The organism is Bacteroidales bacterium (assembly GCA_021157585.1).
In the GTDB taxonomy this organism is placed as follows: Bacteria; Bacteroidota; Bacteroidia; order Bacteroidales; family UBA12170; genus UBA12170.
In genome coordinates this window covers 1-12,456 of the sequence record JAGGWH010000146.1, presented here as the reverse complement: position 1 = coordinate 12,456, position 12,456 = coordinate 1, and the positions used below count along the sequence as shown (strand labels likewise).

Annotated in this window: 11 protein-coding genes; 10 read left to right on the top strand and 1 reads right to left on the bottom strand. The window is 33.3% G+C overall.

Annotated elements, in window-relative coordinates; genetic code table 11:
* From J7K39_10145 to J7K39_10120, 6 genes are all read left to right on the top strand, one after another.
* On the top strand, window positions 1-234 hold a 234-nt coding region (locus J7K39_10145; protein MCD6180249.1), incomplete at its 5' end, for a hypothetical protein.
* An 87-nt stretch (window positions 235-321) separates the two neighbouring features.
* Complete coding sequence (locus J7K39_10140; protein MCD6180248.1) at window positions 322-2,619, top strand: BamA/TamA family outer membrane protein; 2,298 nt, start codon at window positions 322-324, stop codon at window positions 2,617-2,619.
* 7 nt (window positions 2,620-2,626) lie between these two features.
* Entirely contained in the window at window positions 2,627-4,054 is a 1,428-nt protein-coding gene (locus J7K39_10135; protein MCD6180247.1) for an AAA family ATPase, read from the top strand.
* 65 nt (window positions 4,055-4,119) lie between these two features.
* Window positions 4,120-5,898: an arginine--tRNA ligase gene (locus J7K39_10130; protein ID MCD6180246.1), complete on the top strand. Its 1,779-nt coding sequence runs from the start codon at window positions 4,120-4,122 to the stop codon at window positions 5,896-5,898.
* A gap of 95 nt (window positions 5,899-5,993) precedes the next feature.
* The gene (locus J7K39_10125; GenBank protein MCD6180245.1) at window positions 5,994-6,416 is read left to right on the top strand and encodes a DUF1573 domain-containing protein; all 423 of its coding nucleotides are present in this window, start codon (window positions 5,994-5,996) and stop codon (window positions 6,414-6,416) included.
* A 105-nt stretch (window positions 6,417-6,521) separates the two neighbouring features.
* A complete protein-coding gene (locus J7K39_10120) occupies window positions 6,522-7,721 on the top strand; it encodes a pyridoxal phosphate-dependent aminotransferase (GenBank protein MCD6180244.1) in 1,200 nt (399 codons plus the stop codon).
* 73 nt (window positions 7,722-7,794) lie between these two features.
* Here the strand turns inward: J7K39_10120 and metK are convergent, their stop codons facing one another.
* Window positions 7,795-9,051, bottom strand: coding sequence for a methionine adenosyltransferase (gene metK, locus J7K39_10115; GenBank protein ID MCD6180243.1), 1,257 nt, complete (start codon window positions 9,049-9,051; stop codon window positions 7,795-7,797).
* Window positions 9,052-9,299: 248 nt separating this feature from the next.
* Here metK and J7K39_10110 point away from each other — a divergent pair, with 248 nt between their 5' ends.
* The 4 genes from J7K39_10110 to J7K39_10095 form a co-directional block, all read left to right on the top strand.
* On the top strand, window positions 9,300-10,568 hold the full coding sequence (locus J7K39_10110; protein MCD6180242.1) for a hypothetical protein: 1,269 nt from the start codon (window positions 9,300-9,302) through the stop codon (window positions 10,566-10,568).
* Window positions 10,569-10,717: 149 nt separating this feature from the next.
* Window positions 10,718-11,605, top strand: coding sequence for a hypothetical protein (locus tag J7K39_10105; GenBank protein ID MCD6180241.1), 888 nt, complete (start codon window positions 10,718-10,720; stop codon window positions 11,603-11,605).
* Between the two features lie 78 nt (window positions 11,606-11,683).
* Window positions 11,684-11,938: a hypothetical protein gene (locus J7K39_10100; protein MCD6180240.1), complete on the top strand. Its 255-nt coding sequence runs from the start codon at window positions 11,684-11,686 to the stop codon at window positions 11,936-11,938.
* A gap of 18 nt (window positions 11,939-11,956) precedes the next feature.
* The coding region (locus tag J7K39_10095; protein ID MCD6180239.1) for a hypothetical protein at window positions 11,957-12,456 on the top strand (500 nt) is incomplete at its 3' end.

The following is a 12,456-nucleotide window of genomic DNA, read 5'->3' as shown; positions in this document are numbered from 1 at the left end:
AGAAGAGAGTATAAAAAATCTGACGACAGAAAACCTAAAAAATCTTATAATGACTCCGATGAAAAATCAAGCAACTCTTCCAAAAGTGATACTCCAAAAAGAGAAGTAAGAAAATTCACAAGAGAGATACGCGAAAAAAGGTTAAATTCCGGAAAATCAAACGAAAGCAGCACTTTTTATCCTAAAGGGCGTCCACCACGTAAAAGAATTCCAAAAAAACCTGATAATGATTAATTAATTGTATTTTCGTAAGGCTATTTTTTCACTATTCATTTACATACATTGAAAATAAGTAAAACATATCCCTTATTAATTGGTTTAATGCTCACAATGCTCAGTGCTTGTAATGTAAGCAAGAATTTGGCTGATAACGAATATCTACTGCATAAAAATAACATAATCTATACCGATAAGTCTATTCGCTCAGCTCCTTTAGAAGACTATATTATACAGCAGCCAACACCAAAATTTTTAGGTTTTTTCTACAATAACGTTGGAATATATTACGCACTTAAAGATAAAGAAGGCTGGTTCAATAAGTGGATTTTACGTGTTTTTGGAGACGAGCCTGTTTTTCTCGACAAGTATTCTTCGGAAGAATCTGCCAAAAGAATGAAATCATTTTTAAACAACCTATCTTATTTCAATACCGAAATAGATATTAACTATAAAACCAAAGACAAAAAAACTACTGTTGAATACATAATTAAACCTTATAAACCTTATACAATTAACCACTTTGAGTGGATATCAACTGATACAAACATATTAAAAAAAATAGCTTCCGTTTCAAATGAAACGCTGATTAAAGAAGGAGAAGTATACAACTCGTATCTTCTTGATGACGAAAGAGACAGGATTACAGAACATCTACGGTCTATTGGATATTATCGATTTAACAAAAACTATATAAATTATAGTGTGGATAGTGCTTTCAACAACCAAAGCTTATCAATAATTGCTGAAATTAATATACCTGCTAAAATAAAAAACGATTCCACAAAAGCACAAGAACATCAACTCTATTCGATAAGAGATATTTATATTTATCCTAACTACGACCCTTTAGCTATTTTTGATTATGAACCGGACACACTGCTTATAAATATTCCTTCCGACAGAGGAGATAATAGCTTTGATAAGTATTATTTTATTTATTACAACACTTTAAAAATCCGACCTAAAGTTATAGGTCAATCTATTTTTTTAGAAAATAACTCCTTATTCAATGTAAAAGAATTAAAAAGATCATATCAAAAGCTAAATCGTTTTCCAATTTATAAATACGTTAATATCAGTTTTACTGAAGATAGTATTACAACAAAATCTAATACCCTTCCATTAGATGTTTCCATCAGATTATCAAGAACAAAAACACAATCTTATACCATTGAAACCGACGTTACAAACACTTCGGGCGATTTAGGTTTACGTGGAAACTTAGTTTATTCAAATCGCAACTTATTTAGGGGCGGAGAAATGATTAGTCTTCGTTTATCAACGGCTTTAGAAAGCAGAACATATAGCAACTACGAAACCACTAATGACAATCTGCTTTTTAACACTATGGAATATGGTCTTTATTTAAGTTTACGAACACCAAACTTTTTAACTCCCGGAAAAAAAATCCGTTTTTCAAAATATTTGGCTCCAAAAAGCATTTTCCAGTTAAGTTATAATTTTCAAACACGCCCTAGCTATCAACGCCATATAGCAAACACCTCTTTTGGTTACGAATGGGATTTAGGACAACACTCCTTACATCGTTTGTTTCCGGTAGATTTAAGTATAATAAAAATTTTCCCTTCACCGGAATTTCAAGCAAATTTAGATACTCTTACCAATATCCGTTACAAAGATCAATATACCGATCATTTTATTGCGGCATTGAAATACAGCTTAATTTACAATACACAGAAATCTAACAAATGGGAAAATTTCACCTATTTACTTTTTCGTTTTGAGATAGCTGGAAACCTGGCTTCATTAATAAATGATATGTCTAATGTAGAACTCAATCCAGAAGGGTACTACACTTTGTTTGGTATTCGACATGCACAATATGTTCGTGGCGAAATAGATTTTAGACATTTCTATGCTCTTCCAAATAAACATGGTTTTATCTACAGAACCATTATCGGTATAGGAATTCCTTATGGAAACTCATCAGCTCTACCTTTTGAAAAAGGATTTTATTCTGGCGGTGCCAACGGGATGAGAGGATGGGCATACAGAACATTAGGTCCCGGAGGCTATTCAGAAAATAGTATCAATGAATTTGATAAAATGGGAGAAATAAAATTAGAAGCATCTGTTGAATACCGCTTTCCTCTCTTTTGGTATTTGAATGGAGCTTTATTTGCCGATGTAGGAAATATATGGCTATTGAAAGAAAACGAACTATTTCCCGATGGTAATTTTAAGTGGAACAACTTTACTGATCAGTTAGCCGTTGATGGAGGTTTAGGATTTAGATTCGATTTTGAATTTTTTATTATCCGCCTTGATGCTGCTGTAAAATTTCGCGATCCTGCAAGAGAGTCAGGCAAAAGAATAGTTTTTGACAAAACTAAATTCTCCGATATATTTTGGAACTTTGGTATTGGATATCCCTTTTAACAAAAACATGAATTTAAACTTAGTAAATCGTATTCTTACAAAATATTTTCCTCACGAACCTACTGCGGATCAAGAGAATTTAATCAAATCTTTTAGTCGTTTTTTAAACGATGAAGACTATAATAAAGCATTTATTTTAAAAGGTTATGCAGGAACGGGAAAAACCAGTTTCGTACGTAGCTTGGTAAAAAGTTTGCCAACTATAAAAATGCGAACCGTTCTTTTAGCTCCAACCGGAAGGGCAGCAAAGGTATTACAGTACTATTCGGGCAAACAGGCATTTACAATTCACAAAAAAATTTATTACAATCAAATAAACAAATCGGGTCAGCTTATAAGCCGATTAAAAGAAAATAAACATCGAAATACACTCTTTATTGTCGATGAAGCTTCTATGGTTCCCGGAATGCAAACCGGCGGTAACGGGAAACTATTTGGCAATCAGGATTTACTCTCCGACCTAATTCAATTTATTTACAATAAACAGCATTGCTATTTAATGTTAATTGGCGATACGGCTCAGCTTCCACCGGTAGGATTAGAGCTCAGTCCTGCTTTAGATTTAGAAGAATTACAACATTTCTTTAACCTAAAAACATATCAAACAGAATTAACCGAAGTAGTAAGACAAAAACACGATTCCGGTATTTTAGAAAACGCAACGCAAATCCGAAATCAGATTAGAAAGAATAATTTCTTACCTCCATTTTTTAATTTATCAAATTTTAAAGATATTATCTCTCTTACAGGCGAAAATTTGGAAGATGCACTAAACGAGGAATATAGTCAACATGGAGAAGAAAATGTTGTAATAATAACTCGCTCCAATAAAAGAGCAAACATTTTTAATCGAGAAATTAGAAATAGAATACTATTTAGAGAAGGAACTATTCAGGCAGGTGATTTAATGATGGTAGTAAAAAACAACTACCATTGGTTATCTGAAGAAAGCAAAGCCGGTTTTATTGCCAATGGCGATATTATTGAGATTCAACGATTGAAAGGATATAAATCTTTTTACGGCTTTGAATTTGCCGAAGTTAGTGTTCGATTAGTAGATTATCCCGACGAACCGGAAGTTGAAGTAACTCTCCTACTCGATACCATTATGAGCGAAGGACCTGCTTTAACTTATGAGGAAAATAACAAACTATTTCAGAGCGTTATGGAAGACTATTCCCATTTAAAAAGTCGGGCTGCCCGCATAAACGCAACAAAATCCAATCCATTTTTCAATGCTTTACAAGTAAAATTTGCCAATGCTATGACTTGCCACAAAACCCAAGGCGGACAATGGGACGTTGTGTTTGTAGAACAAGGCTATATAACCGATGAAATGGTTAATACAGAATATGGTCGCTGGTTATATACAGCACTTACACGCGCCACCAAAAAATTATACCTGCTTAATTTTAAAGCAGATTTCTTTGGATAAAATCAATTCTTACAATACGTTAAAAAATACTTAAATGTGTATCTTTGCAGCCCAAAATACAAATAATGAATCTTGAAAGCAGAATTATATTAGCAGCACAAAATGCTATTGAAAAGTTATACGGAACTCGTATCGAAGCAAATAAAATACCTATACAGCAAACTCGTAAAGACCAAAAGGGTGATTATACTATAGTTGTATTTGGTTTTGGTGGTCTTTCAAAAAAGAAACCCGAAGAAACAGCTCAAGAGATAGGTAATTTTCTAAAAGAAAACGAAAGTTTTATTGCTGATATTGAAGTAATTAAAGGCTTTTTAAATCTTATTATATCCGATGATATTTATATTGACTTTTTCAAAGAAAATTTCGAAAATAAAAATTTTGGGCATAAAGAAATTAATACAAACGACAAAGTTATTGTTGAGTATTCCTCACCCAATACAAACAAACCTCTACATTTAGGTCATATCAGAAATAACCTCTTAGGCTTTTCCGTATCAGAAATATTAAAAGCAAACGGCAAGAATGTTATTAAAGTAAATTTAGTAAACGATAGAGGTATTCATATCTGTAAATCGATGTTAGCTTGGCAAAAATGGGGCAATTCTATTACTCCTGAATTAGCAAATGCCAAAGGCGATAAACTGGTAGGCAATTTTTATGTTTTATTCGATAAAAAATACAAAGAAGAGATTGCGGAACTCGAGTCTAAAGGTGTAGAAAAAGAGATAGCCGAAAAAGAAGCCCCACTACTTAAAGAGGCACAAGAAATGCTCCTTAAATGGGAAGAAAACGATGCTGAAATCAGAGCACTTTGGAAAAAGATGAATGCTTGGGTTTATGATGGTTTTGATATTACATATAAAAATATGGGTATCGATTTTGATAAAACATATTATGAATCTGAGACTTATTTATTAGGAAAAGAGTTGGTCTTGGATGGTCTTGAAAAAGGTATTTTATTTAAAAAAGAAAACGGCTCCATTTGGTGCGATTTAAGCAATGAAGGCTTAGATGAAAAACTTTTGCTTCGTGCTGATGGGACTTCGGTGTATATGACTCAGGACTTAGGAACAGCACAACTACGTCACGATGAATATAATGCCAATAAAATGATTTACGTTGTTGGTAATGAACAAAATTATCATTTCGATGTTTTGAAACGTGTTTTAAAAAATTTAGGAAAACCTTGGTATAGCAGTATTGAACATCTATCATATGGTATGGTAGAACTCCCTCACGGCAAAATGAAATCGCGCGAAGGTACGGTAGTAGATGCCGATGAGCTTATGCAAGAAATGTACGAAACAGCTAAAGCCACTACCGAAGAACTTGGAAAAACATCTGGTTTTTCCAAAGAAGAATTACAGGAGTTATACCAAACTGTTAGCCTCGGAGCTTTAAAATACTTTATTCTAAAAGTAGATCCTAAAAAACAAATGATGTTCAACCCCGAAGAATCGATTGATTTTAACGGTAATACCGGTCCATTTATACAATATACTTATGCTCGAATCAAATCGATTTTACGAAAAGCCGGAGAAGCCAAGAATTCAAGTTCGTGGCCAACAATACTCAATGAAAAAGAAAAAAATGTACTTAAGCATTTATATAACTACCCATCAATTATAAAACAGGCAGGAGAGCAATACAGCCCTGCTTTAATAAGTAATTATATTTTCGATTTAGTAAAAACATACAATAAGTTTTATCAAGAAATACCTATTTTAAAAGAAGAAGACAAAACAAAGAAACAATTTAGAATATTACTTTCACTATTTGTATCGGAAAATATTAAAAGAGCTATGATCTTACTTGGTATAAATGTACCTGAACGCATGTAAATTATCTTAGATATTATCCGAAAACACTTTTGTTTTTCTAAATTAAAAAGTTACATTTGTGAGTACATTAACAATATAAAATTAATTTGTTTATCATGAAAAAAGTATTATTTATTCTTATCGTTACACTAATTGGCAGCGCTTCTCTTTTTGCACAAACAACTACTACTGCAGCTAAAAACCCGGATGCACCGATCATCTCTTTAGAAGAAACACTTTATGATTATGGTACTATTGAACAAAATTCTGATGGAACTCATAATTTCATTTATAAAAATATCGGAAAAGAACCTCTGATTTTTTCAAAAGTACGCTCTTCTTGTGGTTGCACTATTCCTGAATGGTCACGTGAGCCCTTATTAAGTCAACAACAAGACACTATTAAAGTAAAATACGACACTCGTAGAATCGGACGTTTTAATAAAACAATTAGTATATTCTCCAATGCAAAAAAACCTATGGTAGTGGTTCGGATTCAAGGTGAAGTTGTTGCAAAGGCAAGCAGTAAAACAAACTAATAGCGTATATCAACAATAATATGCTTAAGTTTTTATAATTCAAACAAAAAATTTCAGACCTTTGTCCCGATGAATATTCATCGGGATTTTTTTAAAACTAAAGACATGCCTTCAATATCAACCAAAGGAAAGAAAATGCCGGAATCTCCTATTCGTAAGTTGGTTCCTTATGCAGAAGCAGCAAAAAAACGAGGCGTAAAAGTGTATCACCTCAATATTGGGCAACCCGATATTAAAACACCAAAAGTTGCTTTAGATGCTATTCGTAATTTTGACAAAAAAGTGGTAGAATACAGTCATTCTGCCGGACATATAGGCTATCGCGAAAAATTGGCTAAGTATTACGAAACAAAAAATATCAACATTACTGCCGATGAGATTATTGTTACAACAGGTGCATCAGAAGCAATACTGTTTGCAATCCAAAGCATTATGGATCCGGGTGATGAGATTATTATTCCAGAGCCATTTTATGCTAATTATAATGGATTTGCTATTAATTCAGGAGTAAGTGTCCGCCCCATTAAAAGCGATATTGAAGGAAGTTTTGCCTTACCTCCTATCGCTGAGTTTGAAAAAGCCGTAAACGAAAAAACAAAAGCAATAATGGTGTGTAATCCCAATAATCCAACGGGATATTTGTATAGCCAAGAAGAATTAAACACCTTAAAAGAAATTGCTTTAAAACATGACTTATACCTTATTGCCGATGAAGTTTATAGAGAATTTGTTTATGATGGCAACACACATCATTCTGTAATGAACCTCAAAGGATTAGAGCAACACAGTATATTAATCGATTCTGTTTCAAAACGTTATAGCGCTTGCGGCTTCCGTATTGGCTGTGTAATTTCTAAGAATAAAGAAGTAATGGCTACCGCGATGAAATTTGCACAAGCGAGATTAAGCCCTCCATCTTTTGGTCAGATTGCCAGTGAAGCAGCTCTTGAAACTCCACAAGAATATTTTGACGAAGTTTTAAATGAATATTTAAATAGACGCAACATTGTTGTGGAAATGATTAATAAAATTCCCGGAGCATTTTGCCCAAATCCTAAAGGAGCATTTTATGTTGTAGCTCGTTTACCTATTGATGATTCCGATAAGTTTTGCAGATGGTTGCTCGAAGACTACAATTATGAACAACAAACTGTAATGATGGCTCCGGCAAGTGGCTTTTATTCTACTGAAGGATCAGGCAAAGACGAAGTTCGTATTTCGTATGTTTTAAATACAACAGATTTAGCCGCTTCGATGAAAGTTTTGGAAGAAGCTTTAAAAGTTTATCCCGGTAAAACGAATTAAGAAAAACTTGATTCAAAAAAGCCCAATCTGTTAAATAACGGATTGGGCTTTTGTATTTTTTCTAACGGACTTATTACAAACTAAAAACCGTCTTAATTTTATCAATATAATCAAGCTTTTCCCAAGTAAATAACTCCACTTCTATTTCCACTTTTCCGGAATAATGAGAATCAAAAACTTTAGTAATTACCTTTGGAGTTCGACCCATATGACCATAAGCAGCTGTTTCTGAATAAATTGGATTACGAAGTTTCAGTCTCTTCTCTATAGAAGCAGGACGTAAATCGAATATACTCTTTACTTTTTCAGCAATCTCACTATCACTTAAAGAAACTTTAGACTTTCCGTGAGTATCCACAAAAACGCCAACAGGTTCGGCAACTCCAATAGCATACGATAATTGCACCAACATCTCGTCTGCAACACCGGCAGCTACCATATTTTTAGCAATATGTCGAGCAGCATAAGCAGCAGAACGGTCGACTTTAGACGGATCTTTTCCCGAGAAAGCACCACCACCGTGAGCCCCTTTTCCTCCATAAGTATCTACAATAATTTTACGACCCGTTAATCCGGTATCACCATGAGGACCTCCGATTACAAATTTCCCGGTAGGATTTACATGATATATAATTTCATCATTAAATAAGGCTTGAAGATTTTTTGGAAGTTTACTCACTACGCGTGGAATCAAAATAGTCTTCACATCTTCCTTAATCTTATTAACCATCGCCACATCATCAGTATTAAATTCATCGTGCTGCGTAGAAACTACGATTGTATCAATACGTTGTGGGATATGGTCATCTGAATATTCTATGGTTACCTGTGATTTTGAATCGGGACGTAAATAAGTCATTTGCTTTTCTTCACGACGAATAGCAGCTAATTCCATCAATAAAAGATGAGACAGCTCAAGAGACAATGGCATATAACTTTCAGTTTCACGAGAAGCATAACCAAACATCATTCCCTGATCTCCGGCTCCTTGATCTTCTTTATCCTCTTTATCTACTCCACGATTTATATCATCGCTTTGCTCATGAATAGCCGATAAAACTCCGCAAGAGTTTCCATCAAACATATATTCACTTTTGGTATAACCAATTTTATTAATCACTTTACGTGCAATATTTTGCACATCAACATAGGTTTTTGACTTTACTTCTCCTGCCAATACCACCTGACCTGTTGTAACTAAAGTTTCAATTGCAACTTTAGAAGTTGGATCGAAAGCAAGAAAATTATCAAGTAGCGCATCTGAAATTTGATCAGATACTTTATCGGGATGTCCTTCAGAAACAGATTCTGATGTAAATAAATAGCTCATCGGCATGTTTTTTAAAAAAAATAAATTGATTTGATTGGCTAGAACAGCAGAGAATGCATTGTTTTAGCATTTTTTTCAGTGGTTGCAAGCAAATCAAATCTTTCCACAAATAATACTGCAAAGGTAATAGTTTTTTCAAAGTACCAAATGTAGGAGGATTATATTTTATAAAATTATTGTTAAAAACAAAAAACATTAACTTTATTTACGTTTTTACGTACAATAGATTTTACAACAGTTAGCATCCCATGAAAAATAAAACAATCTATATTCTATTACTACTCTTACTAATATTAAGCAGTTCCTGCAATAAATCAAAACTATACAATCCTGATGATCTGCTTTTTAATTTATATGTTGACGTAAACCTGAGACCAGAAGCGAAATATATTTTAATCCTTGAAAACCCTGAATCGATACCGCAAAAGATAGAGCTTTCAGGTTCATTTTATCAAGAAATTCTTAGAGGCGAAGATATCATTAGCGGTGCTGTAAACCTTCATTTTATATTACTAAACGAAACAACAGATGGAGAGTTAAGCATAAAAAGCTTTTATGATGTTCCTTTTGGAAAAACAATTAGAATTACTGATAATAACCTAAAACAAACCGAAACCACAAATTCTACTGTAAATCTCAGTTTTAGTAATATTCCCGATTTCGATATTGTAAGTCGTACTGCAAAATCACAAATCCAAGCATTTACTTTAAGCACATTTGAAACACCTGCAACAACTGCAGATTTGGGAGGCGAAACTTTTGAGGCTATTGAGCTATTTTATGCTTGTTTTCAAAATGGAGATAATGCATCATATAAAATAGAACGTATCCCTACCGAAACAAATTATACCATAGATTTTACCACCCTAAATAGCAATATGATAAAGTATACTTTCGATAAAAATATAAATTTGGCAGAAATAAAACATGCTAGTATTCAAGCTTGGGATAATACTATTTTATATGGTAAGCCAGTGGAAATTTTTAATTTGGATAATTTTAGCGTTTTCTCTTCTTCAACATTCAATATATTTACTCCTACCTTCGAACGTTACCTGAGTCATTATGTACAAAATTTTCAATACGAAAAAGACAATCAAACATTTACAAACTGGTATTATTCTCCAACACTAAATGAGGATATTAATTTACTTGATGCCGATTTAAAAATCACAACTTTATACGGACAATTTCCTATTATAGAATCTGTTAATACGGAATACAGTATTGCAGAAATAAGCTTTGAAACAACAGGATTTAAGTGGATGATACGTAGTCCTAAAACCGACAATATTTATTTACCGGAAATTCCTACAGAATTATTTGATGATATTTCAGGAGCGAATAACCTCTTAGAGATATTTATGAGACTTGACGAAGGTAAGGTGAAATTAATAGATTATTATCCCTATACAAATTATGACGAAGCTCTTGGACTATATTTCGGATCAGATGTAAACAAACTAGAATCGGGAACTTACTACAGAACCCAAGAACAGCTATTCAGTATTAAATAGCTCTATTAAAAACAAAAAAAATACATTCTTCATTTTCGCTTCATTTTCATTATTTAGTATTGCATCAGCAAACTAATTCAAACAGATATGTTATTTGGATTAGCTACTATGAAAATAATTAAATAATCAATAACTAAAACTTTTGATAAATGAAAACAAAAAACAACAAAAAACTAAACTTAAACTTCCTCATCATTCTTACGATGACTCTCTCTTTAGCCTTCCTTGCATCTTGTGAAAAAACAGATGAAACACTTGATTTAACAGCAGAAGAAGCCTTGGCACAAGTTCAAGATGAAGCTCTTGCTACAGCCCTTTTCGATGAAGTAATTGAGATTGGCGAAGAGGCTGAAGCTGCTGACAACACAAAATCTACAGAAATCTCTGCCGGCTACCGTCTATCAGAATGTACAACCATTACCCGTGAGTATAACGAAGACTCTCGTGTCATAACTATCGATTTTGGTGAAGAAAACTGTGAAGGTGCTGATGGGAAATTACGTCGTGGTAAAATTATTATTGAACGTACAGGATTTTACTTTTGGAGCGAAGTAACAGCTACTTATACCTTTGACAACTATTTTGTAGATGACAACCAACTAACAGGAACTAAAACTTATACAGGTTCATTTAATGAAGACGGAACATACAGTAGCACATTTATAACTGACGGTTCAATAATTTTAGCCGATGGCTCAGGTACCATTACTTGGCAATCTGAAAGAAATCGTTTAATATCAGAAGGTGCTGACACATGGGGATTTGCTGATAACCGTGTTGAAGTTACAGGATTTTCTAATGGTGTAACTTCTGACGGAATAGCTTTCTCTTCTGAAATTATTGAACCACTCATAAGAATATACCAAGAAGGCTGTTTCCGTTTTTACGTTGCGGGAATCGTAAAAATTAATAAAGCTGACGGAACTGAAATATTGATTAACTATGGAGATGGAACTTGCGACAACTTGGCTGAAGTTACAATTGATGGCGTAACTGAAATTATTGAGTTAGGCACACGTATCTTAACCGACGAGTAATTCTCTTATATTTTATTGTGAGGCTACATCTTTGGTGTAGCTTCACTCTTTTTATTATCTTTGTTTAATTACAAATTTATGCAGTTTACTAAAATTATCGGTTTTGTTTTATTTCTCAGCTTATTTGGATTTAAAAATCTAAATGCGCAAACACAGAAAAAAACAACTGCACCAAAAAAACCACAAACTACTGTTAAAACAGTTCCATCTTTAACAAAAAATAAAACAACACTAAAATTAGCAACAAAAAAGGCCACTATGGCTCGTAAGCAGCAAATCAAGAAAGCTATTCGCAGATCAAAAATATCCAGACGACCAATTAGAAGAAGATAAACTAAAATATCTCATTAAATGGCAATGCCTAAAATCTACACTACTCTTCTACTCCTTCTAATTCTAGCGCAAGGCTTTGCTCAAGAAATCCCTAAGTCTGATTCGCTCCAAAATCCTGAAATAGAAAATCTATTGATGTTTAGTATAAGTTATACAAGCAACAATATGAAAACAAAAAACTACGAATACGACCGCATTCCAGCACTTCTAACGGATATTTATTTTTATCATGAAACAGGGCTTACGGCATCATTAAATTATACCAACTACCATCGTGCAAATAAAAACACCTACGAAACAGAAATTCAACTTGGTTATCAAAAAAACCTTCTCCCAAATCTCGTGCTTAACTCATATTACGCTCGCCGCAATTTTGTTGGAGACACAACCTACGAAGGACTAGCACAAAAAAATACACTTGCTTTAAATGCTACTTATACTTGGAAATTCCTCGATTTGCAAGTTTCTAATTCTTATTTGAATGGAAAATCAAATAACTATTTTCTCGATTTGGATTT